Source organism: Pseudomonas lactis (genome assembly GCF_001439845.1).
GTDB classification, from domain to species: Bacteria; Pseudomonadota; Gammaproteobacteria; order Pseudomonadales; family Pseudomonadaceae; genus Aquipseudomonas; species Aquipseudomonas lactis.
Map to the genome: position 1 here is coordinate 294,372 of NZ_JYLO01000010.1, position 20,741 is coordinate 315,112.

Genomic DNA, 20,741 nt, shown 5'->3' on the forward strand with positions numbered 1-20,741 from the left:
GCGATACGAAAAAAAGCCCGACCTTGAGTCGGGCTTTTTCATGGGCGTCTGTTTATCAGACCGTTACATGCAAACGCACATCAACGTTGCCACGTGTGGCGTTGGAGTACGGGCAGACTTGGTGCGCGGCGTCGACCAGGCTTTGCGCATCATCCTGGGCCAGGCCCGGCAGGCTGATATTCAGGTCGATATCCAGGCCGAAGCCGCCAGGGATCTGGCCGATGCCCACGTGGGCAGTGATCGACGCGTCATCCGGGATTTTGCGTTTGGTCTGGCTGGCCACGAATTTCAGTGCGCCGATAAAGCAAGCGGAGTAGCCGGCAGCAAACAATTGCTCGGGGTTAGTGGCCTGGCCACCGGCACCGCCCAACTCCTTTGGAGTCGACAGCTTGACGTCGAGGATATTGTCGCTGGAAACGGCGCGACCATCACGGCCGCCAGTGGCGGTGGCTACTGCGGTGTAGAGCGTTTGCATGGGGCGTTCCTCTGTGTTTTAGCGCTAAACATTTGCGCGCTAAGTAGTTGGTGAGGTGAATGTATAGCTCTAATGTTTAGTGCGCAAGATAATTTTTCAGATGAACAAAAAATGTGAGGGCGCCGCAGAGCAAAAGTGGGAGCTGGCTTGCCTGCGATTGCGGTGTGTCAGCCCCGAAAATACTGACTGATTCGCCGCCATCGCAGCCTAGGTATCTACACACCTTTTTGTGGGCTGTAGCAGCCCCCGCTAACCACGATGCGAAGCGAGCCGCTCTTGCTCTTGATCTGCTTTTGATCTTAGGCGCCCCGTCAAACCACGCTGGCCGGAATTCGACAGTGATTTGGGGGGTAAACCGGCAGGGATGCCGGTTTAGCCGCCCCGCGCCATGGATGGCGCGTGGCGGCGGCCCCCCAAATCACTGGCGGATTACGGGCACACCGAGCCTAGGCGAGGTGCCGAGTGGTGGGGCAAGAGCGTTTTGCTTACTTTTGCGCTTTTCAAAAGTGAGCCGCCGTTGGGCGGAACCCTAGGTGGCCGTTACCTAGATAATGGATATGTACACAATCCAACTGTATTGACTATCAGGCCGCCTTCGCGAGCAAGCCCGCACACAGTTGGATCGTTGGGGTGTCAGGTAGATAGGTATCGGCTGTGAGGGCGCCATCGCAGGCAAGCCAGCTCCCACTTCTGAGTGTGTGTAATGCTGGGGGTGTCAGAGGCTGGTTAGCAGATTAGTGCGCAACGCGATCAGATCGCCTTGCAGCTTGCGCAATTGCTCCAGCGCCATCCCGCTGGCGCCCAGGATGCATTGTGGAACATCCTTGGCCTTCTCCTGCAAGGCGCGCCCGGCGTCGGTCAACTCCACCACCACCACCCGTTCATCTTCACGGCTGCGGGTGCGGCTGAGCAAGCCCTCGGCTTCCAGGCGCTTGAGCAGTGGCGTCATGGAGCCCGGGTCCGTCAGCAGGCGGCTGCTGATTTCGCTGACAGTCAACTCATCCTCTTCCCACAGCACCATCATGGCCAGGTATTGCGGGTAGGTCAGGCCGATGGCTTGGAGCAGCGGCTTGTAGACCTTGGTCATCAGCAGTGAAGTGGAGTGCAGGGCGAAGCACAGCTGGTTGTCCAGCAACAGCGATTCGCAAGGATCAGGGTTTTTGCTCATGGTAGTGCCTCGAAAAAGCATGTATGGGCTGGAATCTAGCGGGCAAATCTTTAATGCGCCAGGTAATTGTTGCCCTAGGCGTCAGACCAGGCCACTTTGCAATGCCAGATCCCAAGGCGGCACCGGGCTGAAACGGGATTTGAGGTATTCGAGCAGCAACCGGCTGCGGGCATTGGGCTGTTGTTCCAGGCGCAACGCATAGATGCCGGCGGTTTCCGGACTGGGCAACCCGTCTTCACAAAACAGCGGCAACAGTTCGCCGCGCACCAGATATTCACTGGCCAACCAGGTTGGCAGGTGCGCGATGCCCAGCCCGGCCAATGCACCCGAAAGCAGGGCTTCGGCATTGTTGGCGCTCATGCGGATGCGCCGCGGGCGATAGGTGGTGCGGCGCCCGTCCAGTTCGAAGCGCCAGGCGAACATCGGCGCCAGCCCGTCCCAGTCCAGGCCATCATGTTCGCTCAGCTCCCGAGGATGGGCCGGCGTGCCACGGCTTTTCAGGTACGCGGGGCTGGCACAGGCGATACGCACGATACTCGCCAACGGCGTAGCGACCAGCCGAGTGTCGACAATATGCCCAGCGCGCAGAACCAGATCGACCTTGCCCAGATGCGCGCCTTGCATATCGACAAAGCTGTCGATCAAGTGCAGGTGCACGTCCAGTCCGGGGTACAGGTTCAAAAAGTCCGCAATGACCGGCGCCAGATGCCGGCGGCCGAATGCTGCGGGCGCATCGACCCGTATCAACCCTTCCGGCGCATGGCTCAGTGAGACGGCTTCGGCCCGCGCCAACTGCAACTCGCTGACAATCCGTCGCGCCCGCTCGGCAAAGGCCAAGCCCGCTGAGGTGGGCACTACCGCATGGGTGCTGCGCTGGAACAGGCGGCTGCCCACTGAGTTCTCCAGGCTGTCGATGCGCCGCGCCACGGCGGAAGGTGTCAGCGGATGGCGGCGCGCGGCGGCGGAAAAGCTGCCGGTTTCCAGTACATCCAGAAACAGGCTCAGTTGGTCGGTCAAGGTGTTGGGGTTCATGGCTCAACGCTTATGCGAGATTGGCACAGCCATTGTGCGTTGCTGTGCGTTTCCGCGCCAGGGCCGACTGCGTAGCATGCCAAGCATCAAATGGCGGAGTAGCGAGCGGTGTGGGATTTAGTGATGTACCTGGCATTGGGCGCGGCGTTGGGCACCGTGGGTGGGCTGTTTGGCATTGGCGGCGGGCTGATTGCTATCCCGGTGCTAGGCGTGTTGTTCGGCCTGGATCAGCAGATCGCCCAGGGCACCGCGTTGGTGATGGTCGTGCCGAACGTGATGCTCGCCCTGTGGCGTTATCACCAGCGTAACCGCATCGAGTTGCGTCATGCCTTACCCCTGGGTGTGACCGGCTTTTGCTTTGCCTGGCTGGGGTCGATCTGGGCGGTGGGGCTGGATGCGGGCGCCATGCGCATCGGCTTTATTGCGTTCTTGGTGGCGCTGTCTGCCTACAACCTGCTGCGCATGTTCACTCGCAACGCGCCGCCTACCGCGCAAATGCGTTATTCCTGGCCTTGGCTTGGCGTCTTGGGCGCGGCATCCGGTTCCATGGGCGGGCTGTTCGGTGTCGGCGGCGCGGTGGTGGCCACGCCGGTACTCACCAGTGTCTTCGGCACTACGCAAGTAGTGGCCCAAGGTTTGTCGTTGGCCCTGGCGTTGCCCAGCACCGGTGTGACCCTGGTCACCTATGCCTGGCACCACGAGGTGGACTGGATGATCGGCCTGCCGCTGGCGGTGGGGGGCCTGCTGAGTATCAGTTGGGGCGTGAAAGTGGCCCATGCCTTGCCGGAGCGTCTGTTGCGCGGCCTCTTCTGTGGCTTTTTGGTGGTGTGCGCGGTGATGCTGACCTTTAAAGTTTGAAGCCTTCGATGATGTACTCTGCCAGGCATTCGGTGATCGGCGAGGTCATCTGCGGGTTACGCAGCAAGCGCAGGTTCATCGACGGCAAAGGCGGGAAGCCTTCGTCGCTGCCGAGCACGCGCAGGTCGTCGGTGACCAGGCTTTCCATGCTGACCATCGCCGCCAGGCCCGCACTCACCACCGCCAGGATCGCTGCTCCGTTAGAGCTGTGATAGGCCAGGCGATAATCTCGCCCAGCCGCGTCCAGTGCGGCACGTGCCCAATGGGTGTACAGGCACTCGTCGCCGGACACCGCCAGGGGTAGGGCATCGTGCTCCTCCACACAAAAGCACGGCGATGCTGCCCACACCATGCGCTCGGTACGCAATAACTCACCCAGATCGTTTCCAGGTTCGCGGCTGATCACGGTCAACGCCAGGTCCCGCCGCTGCATCAATACGGTCGATGCTTCGCAGTGCATTTCGATCTGAATCAGTGGGTAGGCTTTGGAAAACTGCTTAAGGATCCCAGGCAGAAAGCGCATCACGTAGTCATCCGGCGTGCCGATGCGCACCAAGCCCACCATGTGGGGCTCGCGCAAGGTATTGAACACCTCGCTGTGCAATTTCAGGATGCGCCGCGCATAACCCAACAGCACCTGGCCTTCGGGCGTGAGCCGTACCTGCCGGCCATCGCGCTCGAACAGTTTGCGCTGCAGTACGTCCTCTTCCAGGCGCTTCATCTGCATGCTCACTGCCGACTGCGTACGGTTGACCTGCTCGCCGGCGCGGGTGAAACCGCCTTGGTCGGCAATGGCGACGAAGGTGCGCAGCACATCTGTGTCGATGCTGGGATAGGCGGACAATTGATCAATCTCCGAGATGTATTGCATAAGAAACATTCGTTGGATTGATCATAATGCCAGGCACACACTGTCGTCATCCCCACTGGAGGGCGAGAAGATGAAAGGTCAAAAAGGTTTCATATCGACAGGTAAATGGCCGCTTTCCGGGCTGTTTCACACATTCGCGCGTTGGCAGCTGTTGCATCAGGAGCGCCAGATGCTGGCGACCCTGAGCGATGACGCACTCAAGGACATCGGGCTCAATCGCGCCGACGTCGCGCAGGAAAGCCATCGGCATTTCTGGGAAGACCCGCTGCGAAAATAAGCCTGGATGCAGTAGGGTAGGGGGCGAGCTTCTATGGAGATTGCCATGCCCGCCGACCTGTGTTTTTCACTCAAGCAAGCTCGACGCATGGCGCTGGCAGCCCAGGGGTTTTCCGGGCGCCAGGCGCCTGCACAGATAAAGGCCACGCACCTCAACCGCTTGATCGAACGCCTGGGCGTTTTACAGATCGACTCGGTCAATGCGCTGGTGCGTTCCCACTATCTGCCGGTGTTTTCCCGCCTTGGTTCTTATTCCCCGTCGATCCTTGAGCAGGCCGCCTGGAGCCAGGGGCGGCGACGCTCACTGTTCGAATACTGGGGGCATGAGGCGTCGCTGCTGCCCATGGCCCTGTACCCGCTGATGAAGTGGCGCATGGAGCGCGCGCGGCAAGGGCAGGGGATCTATGCGCAAATGGCACGTTTTGGCCGTGAACAGCAGGCGACTATCCAGCGCGTGTTACGCATCGTCGAACAGCAGGGCGCCTTGGGGGCCGGCAGCTTGTCGACCCGCGAGGAGCGTGCCGGGCCTTGGTGGGATTGGAGTGATGAAAAGCACGCGCTGGAATGGCTGTTCGCCGCTGGTTTGGTCACGGTTGCCGGTCGCCGAGGGTTCGAGCGGCTTTATGATTTGCCCGAACGCGTTATCCCCGCCGAGGTGCTCAATGTCTCCATGGGTGAGGCTCAAGCGCAGCGCGGCTTGCTGTTGCACAGTGCGACGGCATTGGGTGTCGCCACCGAAAAAGACCTGCGCGATTATTTTCGCCTCGAGCCCGCCGACAGCCGCAACCGCTTGGCCGAGCTGGTCGAGGATAGGCAACTGCTGACGTGCCAGGTGCGGGGTTGGAAGCAACCCGCGTATTGCCTGGCGCAGCCGAAACTGCCGCGCAACGTACCGGCCAGCGCACTGTTGTCACCGTTCGATTCGCTGATATGGGAGCGCAGCCGCACCGAGCGCTTGTTCGACTTTCGCTATCGGCTGGAGATCTACACCCCGCAAGAAAAGCGCGTGTATGGCTATTACGTGCTGCCGTTTCTGCAAAACGAGCGCATTGCCGCGCGCGTCGACCTGCGGGCCGAGCGTGCCCATGGGCGCCTGGCCGTACATGCCGTGCACGAGGAAGAGCCGGGGCTGGATGAGGAAGGCATGCTGGCGCTGGCATTGAACCTACGCAAAATGGCCGACTGGCTAGGGCTGGAACAGGTTCAGCTCAATTGCCAACGGCCCAGCGCTGCCCGATTGAGGGCTGCGATGCTGAGCCGGGATGTCAGCCTTTAAGGGCCCTATCGCGGGCAAGCCCGGCTCCCACAGAGAAACGCGTTCAAATGTGGGAGCCGGGCTTGCCCGCGATGGCGTCATCCCGGTCGATAAAGCGTCAGCGCTTTACCTGTTTCAAGGTCTCGGCAATCAGAAACGCCAACTCCAGCGACTGATCGGCATTCATCCGTGGGTCGCAATGGGTGTGATAGCGGTCCGACAGGCCATCTTCGGTGATCGGCCGTGCGCCGCCGATGCATTCGGTGACGTTCTGCCCGGTCATCTCGATATGGATCCCGCCGGCATAGCTGCCTTCTGCCTGGTGCACCTGGAAGAAATCCTTCACTTCGCCAAGGATCTGCGCAAAGTCGCGGGTCTTGTAGCCGCTGCTGGCCTTGATGGTATTGCCGTGCATCGGGTCGCAGCTCCACAGCACTTGCTTGCCTTCGCGCTGCACGGCACGGATCAGGTTGGGCAAATGGTCGCCGACCTTGCCTGCCCCCATACGGGCGATGAGGTTAAGGCGGCCGGGGTCGTTATCCGGGTTGAGGATGTCGATCAGGCGGATCAGGTCGTCAGGGTTCATGCTCGGTCCGACCTTCACGCCGATCGGGTTGTTTACCCCGCGCAGGAACTCGACATGGGCGCCGTCCAACTGACGGGTGCGGTCGCCGATCCACAGCATATGTGCCGAGCAGTCGTAGTAGTCGTTGGTCAGGCTGTCGCGGCGTACGAAGGCTTGTTCATAGTTGAGCAGCAACGCTTCGTGGGCAGTGAAGAAGCTGGTTTCGCGCAATTGCGGCGAGCTGTCCATGCCACAGGCGCGCATGAAGGCCAGGGTTTCGTCGATGCGGTCGGCCAGTTGGCTGTACTTTTCAGCCAGGGCTGAGTTGGCGATGAAATCCAGGTTCCACTTGTGCACTTGGTGCAGGTCCGCGAAACCGCCCTGGGCAAAGGCGCGCAGCAGGTTGAGGGTGGCGGTGGACTGGTGGTAGGACTGCAGCAGACGGTCCGGGTCTGGCACGCGGCTTTTTTCGTCGAAGCCGATGCCGTTGACGATATCGCCACGGTAGGCGGGCAGGGTGATGCCGTCGATGGTTTCATCGTTGGCCGAGCGTGGCTTGGCGAACTGACCGGCCATGCGCCCGACTTTCACCACCGGGCAACCGGCGGCGAAGGTCATGACAATAGCCATCTGCAGCAGCACCTTGAAGGTGTCGCGGATCTTCGCGGCGGAAAACTCGGCAAAGCTCTCGGCGCAATCGCCACCTTGCAGCAGGAAGGCACGGCCCTGGGTCACTTCGGCAAACTGACGGCGCAATTCGCGGGCTTCCCCGGCAAACACCAGGGGCGGGTAGCTCGCCAGGCTTTGTTCCACTTGCAGCAAGTGGGCAGCGTCCGGGTATTGGGGTTGCTGCTGGATCGGCAGGGCTCGCCAGCTATCGGGGCTCCAGGGTTGGCTCATCATGAACTCGTTTGCGGGTGGATGTCGGGGCGTCAATGTTAGCAGCAATTAGTACGTGACCTGTGGCTGCCGCTTGGCCGACAATCGCGCCTTTGTCGTGCGGTAGACCCTTTAGGAGTAGTGATGAGCGAGGAGCGTGTCGAGCGCCTGCTGGCCGAAGTCCATGATGAATTCGGCATGATCCGTGTGCTTGAAGTGGCGGATTACCGCTTTCTCGAATTCGGCGATGCCATTGAGCAAAGCTGTGTATTCACCGCTGACCCGAGCTGGTTGGAGTACGACTATACCCGCGCGATGCTGATCGGTGCGTTGTGCCATGAGCAGCCGGAGAGTGCGTTGTTTCTCGGCCTGGGCGCGGGCACGTTGACCCAGGCGTGCCTCAAGTTCCTGGCGCTGGACGATGTCGAAGCCATTGAGCTGCGCCCCGATGTACCGCGCCTGGCGATTGAATATCTGGGGCTGGATGACGATCCGCGCTTGTACATCCGCATTGGTGACGCGCTGCAATTGCTCGACAGTGCCGAATCTGCCGATCTGATTTTCGTCGACCTCTACACCGATGTCGGCCCGGGCGTGGGGCATCTGGCCTGGACCTTTCTGGAAAACTGCCAAAAGAAACTCAACCCCGGCGGCTGGCTGGTGATCAACCAGTGGGCCACCGATGATGGCAAACCGCTGGGGGCGGCGTTGCTGCGTGGGTTGTACCACCGGCATTACTGGGAGCTGCCGGTGAAGGAGGGCAATGTGATTCTGTTGGTGCCTTCGGAGTTGGATCAGGAGCTGGACCTGGAGGCGCTGTCAGCCCGCGCCGAAGCCTTGGCGCCGCGGTTGGGGTATTCGTTGCAGCCGTTGATCAAGGCGATTCGGCCGGCTACCTAGTTGCCAGTTCGGGCGCTTTCGCGGGCTAGCCCGCTCCCACAGGGGATTGCATTTCAGCAGAGAATGCAATTCAACTGTGGGAGCGGGCTTGCCCGCGAAGAGGCCCTCACTGCCGACCGCTAATTCAGTTCGTTCAAATCCCCTTGAACACCCCCGGCCGCTTCTCGATCATCGCCCGAACACCCTCCTTGGCATCCTCACTGTTAAGCAGTTTATCCACCATGGGCGGCAGCGCGGCGGCTGCGACGGCCTCACCCTCCATCCGCGCCAGCCGCGCCGACATCAACGTGGCCTGCACACCCAGCGGTGCCTGGCGCGCAATGCGGTTGGCCAACTCGATGGCGCGGGGCAACAGGTCTTCACTGGCCATCACTTCCTGCACCAACCCCAGGCGCAGGGCTTCATGGGCGTCGAATTCGTCGCCAGTGAGCAGCCAGCGCATCGCATTGCCCCAGCCGGCGATTTGATGAAAGCGCAATGTCGCGCCGCCAAACGGGAAGATCCCACGTTGAACTTCCATCTGGGCAAAGCGGGTATTGCTGGCGCAGAGGTTGATATCCGCCGCCAGCATCAATTCGATACCGATCGTCAGGCAATAACCCTGGGCGGCGACGATCACCGGCTTGCTTACGCGCGGGCCGGCAAACACCCCCCACGGGTCGCACCCTCCCAGCGGCGGTTGCCAGCCGCCCGCCATCACGCTGCTGACATTGGCCAGGTCCAGCCCGGCCGTGAAGTGATCGCCATGGGCAAACACCACGGCCACCCGAGCGTCATCGTTTCGATCAAATTCGCCATAGGCCAGGCTCAGCGCATTGAGCAAATCAAGGTCGAAGGCGTTGCGTTTGGCCACACGGTCCAGGCCCAGCAATAGAACATGGCCCTCAAGTGCGCGGCTGACACGGCTACTGCTGGCTTGATTCATGGGGTGTGCCCTCGGGGCGCGGGTAAGGTTTCAGACCAAAGGGTCTCAATGGTTGGGTGAACCGTTTAAGCTTGATGGCCAACAGGGCCGGGCCTCTGAAAAATAGACCCTGGCGCACGGATCTGCAAAACGCGTGACGCAGTGCGCTTTATCGGTGCCTGACGATAAAAAAAGCTCCCTTTTTCAGCTATTTCCGGTATAGTGCGCGCCGGCCTTTAACCGGGCCGCGTTTAGGTAGCGCAATTCCCCGAAGTCAGCTTCGGCTGCACGTCCGCACAGCGGACTCTCCCTTGACGAATCTTTTTCATTCATTCGTTTTCGCAAATCCCCGCCGACAAAGCAGCCAGGGCGACTCTTGAGTCTCAACACGGCATGCGCAGCTTTGGAGCATGGGTCTTTGCGGATGCACTTAGAGGCAGACCCATGACCCAGGAAACCGGCGGCTTCGCCGCTTTTAATCTTAACCCGAATATTCTTGCAGCCGTCGCAGCGACCGGCTACGAAGAACCTTCGGCGATTCAGCAGCAATCGATCCCGATCATCATGGCCGGTAAGGACATGATTGGCCAGGCGCAAACCGGTACCGGTAAAACCGCCGCGTTCGCCCTGCCTATTCTGCATTGCATCGATCCTGCCAAGCGCGAGCCGCAAGCCCTGATCCTGGCGCCAACCCGTGAGTTGGCGCTGCAAGTAGCAACCGCCTTTGAAACCTACGCCAAGCAAATGCCGGGTGTAACTGTTGTGGCCGTTTACGGCGGCGCGCCTATGGGCCCACAACTCAAGGCAATCCGTAATGGCGCACAGATTGTTGTCGCCACTCCGGGCCGTCTGTGCGACCACCTGCGTCGTGACGAAAAAGTTCTGTCGACCGTGAACCACCTGGTTCTGGACGAAGCTGACGAAATGTTGAAGCTGGGCTTCATGGATGACCTGGAAGTCATCTTCAAGGCACTGCCAGCGACCCGTCAGACTGTACTGTTCTCGGCCACCCTGCCGCAGTCCATCCGTGCCATTGCCGAACGCCACCTGCGCGATCCGGAGCACGTGAAGATCCAGACCAAGACCCAGACCGTTACCGCGATCGAACAGGCTCACCTGTTGGTTCACGCTGACCAGAAGACCTCGGCTGTATTGAGCCTGCTGGAAGTCGAAGACTTCGACGCCCTGATCATGTTCGTGCGCACCAAGCAAGCGACCCTGGACCTGGCTAGCGCCCTGGAAGCCAAAGGCTACAAAGCCGCTGCGCTGAACGGTGACATTGCCCAGAACCAGCGTGAGCGCGTGATCGACTCCCTCAAGGATGGCCGTCTGGACATCGTTGTAGCGACCGACGTTGCCGCCCGTGGCCTCGACGTTCCACGTATCACCCACGTGTTCAACGTTGACATGCCTTACGATCCAGAGTCCTACGTTCACCGTATCGGCCGTACTGGCCGTGCCGGTCGCGAAGGGCGTGCATTGCTGCTGGTGACTCCACGTGAGCGCCGCATGCTGCAAGTGATCGAGCGTGTTACCGGTCAGAAAGTTGCCGAAGTCCGCCTGCCGGATGCTCAGGCCGTTCTCGATGCGCGCATCAAGAAACTGACCAACAGCCTGGCGCCACTGGTGGCTGACGCTGAATCGACTCACGGCGACCTGCTGGACCGCCTGACCGCCGATATCGGTTGCACCCCGCGTGCCCTGGCTGCAGCTCTGCTGCGCAAAGCTACCAATGGTCAGGCCCTGACCCTGGCAGCTATCGAAAAAGAACGTCCACTGGTTCCGAACAGCGCGCCACGCGGTGATCGTCCAGAGCGTTCCGGCGACCGTCCAGACCGTGGTGATCGCGAGCGTCGCGCTCCAGTGCCATTGGCTGAAGGCCGTGCTCGTTGCCGTACCGCGCTGGGTGCGCGTGATGGTATCGCTGCCAAGAACCTGCTGGGCGCTATCCTCAACGAGGGTGGCCTGGCGCGTGAAGCCATCGGTCGTATCCAGGTGCGTGACAGCTTCTCCCTGGTGGAGCTGCCGGAAGACGGCCTGGAAAAACTGCTGACCAAGCTCAAAGATACTCGCGTTGCCGGTAAGCAGCTCAAGCTGCGTCGCTACCGCGAAGATTGATCCGCCCTTGGGCTGATTGATCGCACATAAAAAATCCCCGACTGGTTCGGGGATTTTTTTTGCCTGATGTTTAGTCTCCGGCACGAACAACTGTGGGAGCTGGCTTGCCTGCGATAGCGGTGAGTCAGCAAGCCAGTGTGTGACTGATACACCGCTATCGCAGGCAAGCCAGCTCCCACAGGGGTAACGGTGTCAGCCAAAGCGATAGATATCCATGCCCAGGGCGCCCAGTGTGAAGCCTTGGTGCGCCACGCTGAAATCTGCGCCCGCACCCCGCGCGAAGTACAACGGCAGCAGATGCTCATCGCTGGGATGGCTGCGCACGGCATGGGGCGCCTGGCGGCGATAGTCATGCAAGGCGGCGTCGTCATTGGCCGCCAGTCTGTCGACCACCCAGTTGCGAAACTCCAGCGCCCACGGTGTGATCGTTTCCGGCCCTGCGCGCCAATCCAGTTCGCCCAGGTTATGGGTGATGCTGCCGGAGCCGATCAACAGCACACCCTGTTCACGCAGGCTGGCGAGTGCATGCCCCACGCGGGTCTGCAAGGCGGGGCCCATACGACTGGGCAAGGAGACTTGCACCACCGGGATGTCCGCTGCCGGGTACATCAGCGACAGCGGGACCCAGGTGCCATGGTCGAAGGGCCGACGTTCATCAATGCTGGCAGCCAGACCGTCGGCGTGCAGCAATTCGACGATCTCACTGGCCAGTTGTGGGTCACCCGGCGCGGGGTATTGCACCGCAAACAGCTCGCGCGGGAAGCCGCCGAAGTCGTGCCAGGTTTCGGGTGCAGTACTGCCGCTGACCAGCAGCTGCGGGCTTTCCCAATGCGCCGACACCACCACAATGGCTTTGGGCCGTGGCAGCTCGGCAGCCAGACGCTGCAGCGCAGGGCCGCTGGCGCCGGGTTGCAAGGCCAGCATGGGCGAGCCGTGGGAGATAAACAGGCTGGGGAGCATGAGCAGGGTCCTGAGGGTTAAGATGGAGCCATCTTCAATCAGATCATCGATCTAAATCTAATATAAGTTTTAGCGCCTTTTGATCGAATTTTCGGAGTGATTCATGCAGCCTGAATTTTGGCAGGACCGCTGGGCGAGCAATCAGATTGGTTTCCACCAGCGCGAGGTCAATCCCTATTTGCAACGGCACTGGCCCGTGCTGGGGCTGCCCGAGGGGGCAAAGGTGCTGGTGCCGTTGTGTGGCAAAAGCCTGGACTTGGTATGGCTCGAGAGCCAGGGGTACCCGGTCATGGGCGTGGAGCTATCGGAGCAGGCGGTGGAGGCGTTCTTCAGCGAGCAGGGGCTTGTGCCGCACGTCACTCAGAAGGGCGCCTTCAAGGTTTACCAGGCGGGCCAGATCGAACTGTGGTGTGGCGATTTCTTCAGTCTGGATGCTGAGGCAGTGGCCGGTTGCAGCGCCGTTTATGACCGCGCGGCATTAATTGCCTTACCGCCGCTGATGCGTGCGCAATACGCCGAGCACCTGAATGCCTTGCTGCCCTCAGGCTGCCAGGGGTTGCTGATTACTCTTGATTACGACCAAGCTCAGAAGGCCGGTCCGCCTTTTGCTGTTTCGAACGAGGAGGTGCAGATGCTGCTGGGGCCATATTGGATGTTGGAGCGGCTGGAGGAGCGGGACATCCTGGGGGAGAGCGGGAAGTTCCTGCAGGACGGTGTTACCCGCCTTGAAGAGCGTGCTTATCGGCTGACCCGGCGCTGAAAGGGCTTTTGCTTTTGTAGGAGCGAGGGTGACGCCTAGTTCTTGCTCGCGAAAGACGTCAACGATAACGCGTGCTTGGTGAATGAACGCGGCGCCTGTTAGTTTTTCGCGAGCAAGCTCGCTCCTACAGAGGAGGGTGAGAAATCAGCATGCACAAAAAAGGGGCGATCATATCGCCCCTTGTCGAGTCATCTGGCTATCAGCCCCGGCGACGCAGTGCGTCAATCCGCTCTTCCAGCGGCGGGTGGCTCATGAACAAGCGAGCCAGGCCCTGCTTGATGCCGCCGTTGATGCCGAAGGCGGTCAGGCTGTCCGGCATATGCACCGGCAGGCCCTGTTCGGAGCGCAGGCGTTGCAGCGCGCCGATCATTGCGCTGGTGCCCGCCAGGCGTGCGCCGGCTTCATCTGCGCGGAACTCGCGTTTGCGCGAGAACCACATCACGATGGCGCTGGCCAGGAAGCCCAGGACCAACTCGGCGAAAATGGTCGCCACGAAGTAGGCAATGCCACGGCCTTCTTCGTTCTTGAAGATGACCTTGTCGACAAAGTTGCCGATGATCCGCGCAAAGAACATCACGAAGGTGTTCACCACGCCCTGTACCAGTGCCAGGGTGACCATGTCGCCGTTGGCTACGTGGCCGATCTCGTGGGCCAGCACCGCCTTGACTTCATCGGGCGAAAACCGCTCCAGCAGGCCCTGGCTCACGGCCACCAGCGCGTCGTTCTTGTTCCAGCCGGTGGCAAAGGCGTTGGCCTCATAAGCAGGAAAAATCCCCACTTCGGGCATTTTGATGCCTGCTTCTTGAGACAACTGCTCCACGGTTTGCATCAGCCATTGTTCATGGCGAGTGCGGGGTTGAGTGATGATCTGGGTGCTGGTGCTCATCTTCGCCATCCACTTGGAGATGAACAGCGAGAACAGCGAACCGGCAAAACCAAAGACCGCACAGAAAATCAGCAGCTGATTGAGGTTCAGATCAACCCCATTGGCCGCCATGAACCCGTTGAAGCCAAAAAGGCTCAGGGTGACGCTGGCAATCAGTACGACCGCCAGGTTAGTGGCCAAGAACAGCAGGATGCGCATCATGGTTGTAGAATTCTCCTCATGCTTAATATGTCGCTCACTGCGGGGTATATAAGGTGCGGCATGGGGTGATTCAACCGGGGGACTATTTCAAACTGTGTCCTACACCTCGGGCGTAGGGCCTTGAAGGGATTTTCCCACCTGTATTGTCAGCCGTGATCGACCCGATGCTACCCCGTCGCCCCGTGATTATAGGGGGTACGTCATCGGCAGAGGCCAAATGAAGTACAACCGCAAGTAAGTGACACAGAAGTGTTGCCAGATAATCGCTGTACGACCCTTTGTGAGTCGTACAGCGTCAATTGCCTTACTGGCGATAGGACTTCAGGAAGTTGCCGATGCGACCAATGGCCATTTCCAGGTCATCCACGCGTGGCAAGGTCACTACGCGAAAGTGATCCGGCCACGGCCAGTTGAAGGCGGTGCCTTGCACGACCAGCAGTTTTTCTGACAGCAGCAGGTCGAGCACGAACTTCTCATCGTTGAGGATCGGGCAGACTTTCGGGTCGATCCGCGGGAATGCATAGAGCGCACCCATGGGCTTCACACAGCTCACGCCTGGAATGGCATTGAGCAATTCCCAGGTGCGGTTACGCTGCTCCAGCAAGCGGCCTTGGGGCAGGATCAGGTCATTGATGCTCTGGTAACCGCCCAGGGCGGTCTGGATCGCGTGCTGGCTTGGCACGTTGGCGCACAGGCGCATGTTGGCCAGCATATCGATGCCTTCGATGTAGCTTTGCGCGTTGTGCTTGGGCCCGGAGATGGCGATCCAGCCGGAGCGGAAACCCGCCACGCGGTAGGACTTGGACAGGCCGTTGAAGGTCAGGCACAGCAGGTCCGGGGCCAGGGAGGCGGTGCAGATATGTACGGCGTCATCGTAGAGGATCTTGTCGTAGATCTCGTCGGAGAACACCACCAGGTTGTGCTGGCGCGCCAGCTCCAGCATGCCCAGCAGCACTTCTTTGGAATAAACGGCGCCTGTCGGGTTGTTCGGGTTGATGATCACCAGGGCTTTGGTGTTGGGGGTGATCTTGGCCTTGATGTCGGCCAGGTCCGGGAACCAGTCGGCGCCTTCATCACACAGGTAATGCACCGGGTGGCCGCCCGCCAGGGTCACGGCGGCGGTCCATAGAGGGTAATCCGGGGCTGGCACCAAGACTTCATCGCCATTGTTGAGCAATGCCTGCATGGACATCACGATCAACTCGGACACGCCGTTGCCCAGGTAGATGTCCTCGATGCCGACGCCTTCGACCTGCTTCTGCTGGTAGTACTGCATCACCGCCTTGCGCGCGCTGAACAGGCCCTTGGAGTCGCTGTAACCCTGGGCGGTCGGCAGGTTGCGGATCACATCCTGGAGAATTTCGTCCGGCGCTTCGAAACCAAACGGTGCCGGGTTGCCAATGTTCAGCTTGAGGATGCGATGGCCTTCCTCTTCCAGGCGTTTGGCGTGCTTGAGCACTGGGCCGCGAATGTCGTAGCAGACGTTGGCGAGCTTGTTCGATTTGCTGACCTGCATGGCGATGTGATCCTGAAAATGAACGATCCCGACGGCGTAGGCACTACCGTAGGGTGAAGCCTGCACGGCCCGCACCCATAAATACGTTTGAATGCCGGTGGCGCGGGTGCCAGACTGGCGTTTTGAAGAGGCGCAATCATACGTGCCGCCTGATCCATGGAAAAGACACAGATCAGGGTTTTTCAGTTGCCGAGGTGTACCGATGGAAAAGTTGCAGAAAACTGTAGATGAATGGAAGGCGATGCTCGATCCGGAGCAGTACAACGTGTGCCGTCTCAAGGGTACCGAGCGACCGTTCAGCGGCAAGTACAACGCCACCAAGACCGACGGCGTCTACCACTGCATCTGCTGCAACGAGCCGCTGTTCGATTCCAAGGCCAAGTTTGATTCCGGCTGCGGTTGGCCCAGCTTCTATGAGCCGATTGCCGATAGCGCAATGGTCGAGATCCGCGACGTCAGTCACGGCATGATTCGCACCGAAGTCACTTGCGCCAAGTGTGACGCACACCTGGGGCATGTGTTCCCGGACGGTCCACCGCCGACGGGCCTGCGCTACTGCATCAACTCGGTATGCCTGGATCTGGTGCCGCGCTAGGCTTGCATAGCCCCCGTAGGAGCGAGCTTGCTCGCGAAAAACGTCAACGATAACGCGGGGCGCCTGAATGAACGCGGCGTCTGGGAGTTTTTCGCGAGCAAGCTCGCTCCTACACGAATAAGGTTCTTCTTTCGCTGACTTGAGGTATTGCCATGAGCGACTCTCTGCTGAGCATCCCTTGCACCACCATCAAGGGTGAACAAAAAACCTTGGCCGATTTTGCCGGCAAGGCCATTCTGGTGGTCAACACCGCCAGCAAATGCGGCTTCACCCCGCAGTACAAGGGCCTTGAGCAGCTTTGGCAGCAATACAAGGACCAGGGCCTGGTAGTGCTCGGCTTTCCCTGCAACCAGTTCGGCAAGCAGGAGCCGGGCAACGAAGGTGCGATATCCGAGTTCTGCGAGCTGAACTTCGGCGTCAGTTTTCCGCTGTTCAAGAAAATCGACGTCAATGGCAGCGATGCCCACCCGCTGTTCGTGCAGTTGAAAAAACAGGCACCGGGTCTGCTGGGCTCCAAGAACATCAAGTGGAACTTCACCAAGTTTCTCATCGGCCGTGATGGCCTGCAGGTCAAGCGTTTTGCGCCAACCACCAAGCCCCAGGACTTGACCCAGGAGATCGAAGCCCTGCTCAAATGACCTACGCGGTGCGGGTACCCGTCAGAGGCTGGTGGTCTTCGGTACCCACAGTTCCAGCAAGGCGTTGAGTTCTTCCCGTCGAAACGGCTTGGCCAGGTAGTCGTTCATACCCGCCGCCCGGCAACGCTCGCGTTCTTCGGCCATCGCATTGGCGGTCAAGGCCACGATGGGCAAGTCCGGCCAACGCCCGCTGCGGCGAATTTGTCGGCTGGCCTCATAGCCATCCATCACGGGCATGTTGCAGTCCATCAACACCATATCGAAGCGCTGGTCCTCCAGCAGCTTGAGGGCTTCGCCACCGTGGGCCGCGACGATCACCTCGCACCCGAGCTTGCTGAGCATGCCCTTGGCCACCAGTTGGTTGACCGCGTTGTCCTCCACCAACAGGATGCGCGCACGGTGCGCAAGCGGTGCGGCCTCTATCTGTACCGGGTCGAGCACCAGTTGCGCGTCGCTGCGCAGGTTGCGTTGCAAGATCTGGTACAGCGCGTTACGGCTCAACGGGCGTGCCTGTTGTTGTAGCGGCGCCAGGGCCGCGACTTCAGCGCTGGGCAAAAAGTTGCCGTAGGCGGTGACCAGCAGAATCGGCGCGCTGATGCCCGGGCGCAAGCGGAACAAGCACTCAGGGCAGTCGGTGATCAACAGGTCGGGCGCCAGCCCGCTCAAATCGTCGTCCTGGGAATAACAGCGCGGCGTCAGCCCCCAAGAGGGCAATAGCGTGGTGAGCAGCTCCGTCAGCCCGCCGCCGGCGTTGGTGATGGCGATCACCTCGCCGGTGAGCGGTGCATAGCGTGTGGCAGGCAAATGCGCCGGCAGCGGTAGATCGGCGCAGAACTGGCTGCCAAAGCCCACCTCCGAACTGATACTCAAGCGGCCTTGCATGGCTTCGCACAGGTTATGGGTCAGTGCCAGGCCTAAACCCGTGCCGCCAAACTGACGGGTGATGCCAGCGCCGGCCTGGGTGAACGGCTGGAAAATTTTCACCTGGGCTTCCTGAGCGATGCCAATGCCGGTGTCGCACACTTCGATGCTGACCCGGCCTTCCAAGGCGCGCAGGCGCACATCGACGCGGCCGAAGCGGGTGAACTTCAAGGCATTGGAGAGCAAGTTGCTGACGATTTGCCGCACACGGGTCGGGTCACCGATCACCTGGGCGGGAAATTGCGGGTCGATCAGGCAGGTCAGCTCCACACTCGGCGCAGCGTTTTGCGACAGCAGGTTGGCGGTGTCCTCCACCAGGGAGCCCAGGTCGAAGGGGATATGCTCCAGTTCCAACTGGCCGGCGTCGAATTTGGACAGGTCGAGAATATCGTTGAGCAACTCCACCAGCACTTTGCCTGAGTCATGGGCAATGGACAGTTGCTGGCGCTGTTCGGCGGTCAGCGGGCTGTCCAGTGACAGGGCAATCATGCCCAGCAGCCCGTTGAGTGGCGTGCGGATTTCATGGCTCATATTGGCCAGGAATGCCGCCCGCGCCTGGGCCATGCCCAGCGCCGTCATTTTCGCCGCCTCCAGCTCATCGTTGGACTGGCTCAAGCGTTGGTTGCTGGCCTTGAGTTCAAGGGTGCGCGCCGAAACGATATTCTCAAGTTGCCCAAGGTACTCCGTAAGGCGGTCTTCGGCGTGGCGCCGCTGCTGGATCTCGGTTTCCATGTTTTCGAATTGCTGGTTGGCGACGCTGACCAGCACGCCGATTTCATCGTGTTCATGCCCCGGTGGGCAATCCAGGCGCGCCTGTTTGCGTGTGCTCAGCTCGCGGATAATGCGCACCAGCGGTTGGGTGAGCATCACGTAGAACAGGCCGAGCAAAATCCCGGTGAGCAGCAGGCTGCGGGCGAAGCCGTTGAGCAGGGTGATTTCGGCGCGATGCAGGAAACGGCTGCCAAAGGCATAGGTGTCGACGTCCAGGCGCAGCACACCGAGTGAGTCGTTGGGCATATGGCTGAGAAACAGCCGGTCTTCGAACTGGCGATTGGCGCCAAACAGAAAATCGCTGACGGGCCTATAGTTGCTTTCTTTGCGCGGGCGGTTGACGTCGGCCAGCACCACGCCATTGTTGTCGATCAACTGCGCGCGGATGATGGCAGGGGAGTGCAGCAGGCCCAGGGTCAGTTCCTGGGCGAGTTCGGCATCGATGTTGTAGGCGATGCGTGACGCCGGGTTGTGGCTGATTTCAATCAGTGAGCGTATTTCACGGTTGATGGATGCGTCTTCACTGGCATAATCAATGCCGATTTGGATCAGGCTGAGCAGGGTTCCCAAGACGAAACCGACCAGCACAGTCAATCTGGCTTGTTTATAAGACAAGCGGTGGGCGAACTTGATATCCATCGAGTGTTGAACCACTTAGCGTTTCCCTTCGCCCGGCAAGCATAGCTGAACATCCACACGCTTTGGCTCGCCCGGCATGAATCGTTTTTTTGATGCAGCCCATGCAGTGTGCCGCAGGGTTGCCAATACGCCATCTTTTGCAAGAAGTTGCCAGAGGAATAGCTGTGGATTCTCGATTGAATGCCTTTCTTGAGCGCGCCGATGCGGTGCTGGCTCGCCTGGAACCGTTGTTACCCGCCCCGCGCCAAGCGATCGACTGGAGCCAATGCCTGGCCGCCCGTTGGCAGCGCGAAGGCCGCAGTGGCTTCCTGTTGCCGCTGGAAGTCAGCCTGGACATGCGCCTGTCGGACCTGATCGGTGTCGATAAACAACGCGAGCAACTGGCGCGCAACACCCAACAGTTCCTCGACGGTTTACCCGCCAACCATGCGCTGTTATGGGGTTCGCGTGGCACCGGCAAGTCTTCCATGGTTCGTGCCTTGCTTGCCCAGCACGCCAAGGCGGGCCTGCGTCTTATCGAGATCGAGCGTGACCACCTGGCGGACCTGCCGCGGGTGGTCGAGCAACTGCTCAAGCTCCCCCAACGCTTTATTCTGTTTTGCGATGACCTGTCGTTTGAGGCCGGCGAAGGCGACTATCGCGTGCTCAAGAGCGTGCTCGATGGCTCCCTGGAACAGGCGCCGGAAAACGTGCTGCTGTATGCCACGTCCAACCGTCGCCACCTGGTGCCGGAAAACCAGAGCGACAATGACAACTGGAAGCGCGTGGATGGCGAATTGCACCCGAGCGAGGCGGTTGAAGACAAGATTGCCTTGTCGGATCGTTTTGGCCTGTGGCTGTCGTTCTACCCGTTTAGCCAGGAGCATTTCCTGGATGTGGTGGAGCACTGGATCGGCGAGTTGGCCAGCAAGGCCGGCTTGCAGTGGCAGCGCGATGAGCAGCTTGATGTCCTCGCGGTGCGTTGGGCCACTGGGCGGGGCAACCGCAATGGCCGGTGTGCCTATCAATTCGCCCGTTACTGGGTGGGTCTTAAATTGTTGGAACGTCAACCATGATCGATTTACAACAGGCCGGCAGCGGCCTTGATGGCTATGCCATGCTGTGCGCGCAACTGGAGTCGCTGTTGGCTGATGAGCGCGATTTTATTGCCAACAGTGCGCAGTTTTCCGCGTTCCTGTTCAACCAGTTGGATGACTTGAACTGGGCGGGCTTTTACCTCAATCGCAATGAAGAGTTGGTACTGGGGCCCTTCCAGGGGCAGATCGCCTGTGTGCGCATTCCGTTTGGTCGTGGCGTGTGTGGTGCGGCTGCGGCAACGCGGCAAACCCAGCGCGTGGAGGATGTGCACGCGTTCCCAGGCCATATCGCCTGTGACAGCGCTTCGAACAGTGAATTGGTAGTGCCCTTGGTCAAGGACGGTCGCCTGATTGGCGTTCTTGACCTCGACAGCCCATTGCTGGCCCGGTTCACCCCTCAGGACCAGGTGGGCATTGAGCGGCTGGCGGAGATTTTCCTGCGGTTGACCGACTGCTGAAGCGGCTGGTGCTAAGGCA

The 20,741-nt window shown here is 60.3% G+C and carries 20 protein-coding genes; 10 read left to right on the forward strand and 10 right to left on the reverse strand.

Annotated features, from left to right (window positions below; translation table 11 throughout):
- Window positions 1-55 precede the first annotated feature (55 nt).
- From TX24_RS19315 to TX24_RS19325, 3 genes are all read right to left on the reverse strand, one after another.
- A complete protein-coding gene (locus tag TX24_RS19315) occupies window positions 56-475 on the reverse strand; it encodes an organic hydroperoxide resistance protein (protein ID WP_057710901.1) in 420 nt (139 codons plus the stop codon).
- A 715-nt stretch (window positions 476-1,190) separates the two neighbouring features.
- On the reverse strand, window positions 1,191-1,643 hold the full coding sequence (locus TX24_RS19320) for a MarR family winged helix-turn-helix transcriptional regulator (protein ID WP_057710902.1): 453 nt from the start codon (window positions 1,641-1,643) through the stop codon (window positions 1,191-1,193).
- An 81-nt stretch (window positions 1,644-1,724) separates the two neighbouring features.
- Window positions 1,725-2,675, reverse strand: coding sequence for a LysR family transcriptional regulator (locus TX24_RS19325; protein WP_057710903.1), 951 nt, complete (start codon window positions 2,673-2,675; stop codon window positions 1,725-1,727).
- 108 nt (window positions 2,676-2,783) lie between these two features.
- Here TX24_RS19325 and TX24_RS19330 point away from each other — a divergent pair, with 108 nt between their 5' ends.
- Complete coding sequence (locus TX24_RS19330) at window positions 2,784-3,533, forward strand: sulfite exporter TauE/SafE family protein (protein ID WP_014717671.1); 750 nt, start codon at window positions 2,784-2,786, stop codon at window positions 3,531-3,533.
- Here TX24_RS19330 and TX24_RS19335 read toward each other — a convergent pair.
- Entirely contained in the window at window positions 3,523-4,404 is an 882-nt protein-coding gene (locus tag TX24_RS19335) for a LysR family transcriptional regulator (protein ID WP_047710396.1), read from the reverse strand. The two genes, TX24_RS19330 and TX24_RS19335, sit on opposite strands and share 11 nt — an antisense overlap.
- A 70-nt stretch (window positions 4,405-4,474) precedes the next feature.
- Here TX24_RS19335 and TX24_RS32755 point away from each other — a divergent pair, with 70 nt between their 5' ends.
- A complete protein-coding gene (locus TX24_RS32755; RefSeq protein ID WP_003189892.1) occupies window positions 4,475-4,681 on the forward strand; it encodes a DUF1127 domain-containing protein in 207 nt (68 codons plus the stop codon).
- A 45-nt stretch (window positions 4,682-4,726) separates the two neighbouring features.
- Window positions 4,727-5,956 (forward strand): winged helix-turn-helix domain-containing protein, encoded by a 1,230-nt coding sequence (locus tag TX24_RS19345; protein ID WP_057710904.1) that lies wholly within the window; start codon window positions 4,727-4,729, stop codon window positions 5,954-5,956.
- 97 nt (window positions 5,957-6,053) lie between these two features.
- On the opposite strand, the gene TX24_RS19350 is transcribed toward TX24_RS19345, so the two are convergent.
- Window positions 6,054-7,400, reverse strand: a complete 1,347-nt coding sequence (locus tag TX24_RS19350) for a class II 3-deoxy-7-phosphoheptulonate synthase (RefSeq protein ID WP_057710905.1) — start codon at window positions 7,398-7,400, stop codon at window positions 6,054-6,056.
- Between the two features lie 123 nt (window positions 7,401-7,523).
- On the opposite strand from TX24_RS19350, the gene TX24_RS19355 reads away from it, so the two are divergent.
- Window positions 7,524-8,279: a spermidine synthase gene (locus TX24_RS19355; RefSeq protein ID WP_003189897.1), complete on the forward strand. Its 756-nt coding sequence runs from the start codon at window positions 7,524-7,526 to the stop codon at window positions 8,277-8,279.
- A gap of 133 nt (window positions 8,280-8,412) precedes the next feature.
- Here the strand turns inward: TX24_RS19355 and TX24_RS19360 are convergent, their stop codons facing one another.
- Window positions 8,413-9,204, reverse strand: coding sequence for a crotonase/enoyl-CoA hydratase family protein (locus TX24_RS19360; protein ID WP_003189899.1), 792 nt, complete (start codon window positions 9,202-9,204; stop codon window positions 8,413-8,415).
- A gap of 423 nt (window positions 9,205-9,627) precedes the next feature.
- Between TX24_RS19360 and TX24_RS19365 the strand changes: the two genes are divergently transcribed.
- The gene (locus TX24_RS19365) at window positions 9,628-11,301 is read left to right on the forward strand and encodes a DEAD/DEAH box helicase (RefSeq protein ID WP_003189900.1); all 1,674 of its coding nucleotides are present in this window, start codon (window positions 9,628-9,630) and stop codon (window positions 11,299-11,301) included.
- Between the two features lie 192 nt (window positions 11,302-11,493).
- Here TX24_RS19365 and TX24_RS19370 read toward each other — a convergent pair whose 3' ends face one another.
- Window positions 11,494-12,261, reverse strand: coding sequence for a DODA-type extradiol aromatic ring-opening family dioxygenase (locus TX24_RS19370; protein WP_057710906.1), 768 nt, complete (start codon window positions 12,259-12,261; stop codon window positions 11,494-11,496).
- A 103-nt stretch (window positions 12,262-12,364) separates the two neighbouring features.
- On the opposite strand from TX24_RS19370, the gene TX24_RS19375 reads away from it, so the two are divergent.
- Complete coding sequence (locus TX24_RS19375) at window positions 12,365-13,021, forward strand: thiopurine S-methyltransferase (protein ID WP_057710907.1); 657 nt, start codon at window positions 12,365-12,367, stop codon at window positions 13,019-13,021.
- 199 nt (window positions 13,022-13,220) lie between these two features.
- Here TX24_RS19375 and htpX read toward each other — a convergent pair whose 3' ends face one another.
- A complete protein-coding gene (htpX, locus tag TX24_RS19380; RefSeq protein ID WP_003189904.1) occupies window positions 13,221-14,108 on the reverse strand; it encodes a protease HtpX in 888 nt (295 codons plus the stop codon).
- Window positions 14,109-14,412: 304 nt separating this feature from the next.
- Window positions 14,413-15,624, reverse strand: coding sequence for a pyridoxal phosphate-dependent aminotransferase (locus TX24_RS19385; protein ID WP_003189906.1), 1,212 nt, complete (start codon window positions 15,622-15,624; stop codon window positions 14,413-14,415).
- 202 nt (window positions 15,625-15,826) lie between these two features.
- Between TX24_RS19385 and msrB the strand changes: the two genes are divergently transcribed.
- Together msrB and TX24_RS19395 are read left to right on the forward strand one after the other, a co-directional pair.
- Complete coding sequence (msrB, locus tag TX24_RS19390) at window positions 15,827-16,219, forward strand: peptide-methionine (R)-S-oxide reductase MsrB (RefSeq protein ID WP_034135159.1); 393 nt, start codon at window positions 15,827-15,829, stop codon at window positions 16,217-16,219.
- A 152-nt stretch (window positions 16,220-16,371) separates the two neighbouring features.
- A complete protein-coding gene (locus tag TX24_RS19395; RefSeq protein WP_003189908.1) occupies window positions 16,372-16,857 on the forward strand; it encodes a glutathione peroxidase in 486 nt (161 codons plus the stop codon).
- Window positions 16,858-16,878: 21 nt separating this feature from the next.
- On the opposite strand, the gene TX24_RS19400 is transcribed toward TX24_RS19395, so the two are convergent.
- Entirely contained in the window at window positions 16,879-19,188 is a 2,310-nt protein-coding gene (locus tag TX24_RS19400) for a hybrid sensor histidine kinase/response regulator (RefSeq protein ID WP_057710908.1), read from the reverse strand.
- Between the two features lie 164 nt (window positions 19,189-19,352).
- Here TX24_RS19400 and TX24_RS19405 point away from each other — a divergent pair, with 164 nt between their 5' ends.
- Window positions 19,353-20,243, forward strand: coding sequence for an ATP-binding protein (locus TX24_RS19405; protein WP_003189912.1), 891 nt, complete (start codon window positions 19,353-19,355; stop codon window positions 20,241-20,243).
- Window positions 20,240-20,722 (forward strand): GAF domain-containing protein, encoded by a 483-nt coding sequence (locus tag TX24_RS19410; protein WP_003189914.1) that lies wholly within the window; start codon window positions 20,240-20,242, stop codon window positions 20,720-20,722. The genes TX24_RS19405 and TX24_RS19410 overlap by 4 nt, the downstream gene beginning before the upstream one ends.
- Window positions 20,723-20,741: the final 19 nt, after the last annotated feature.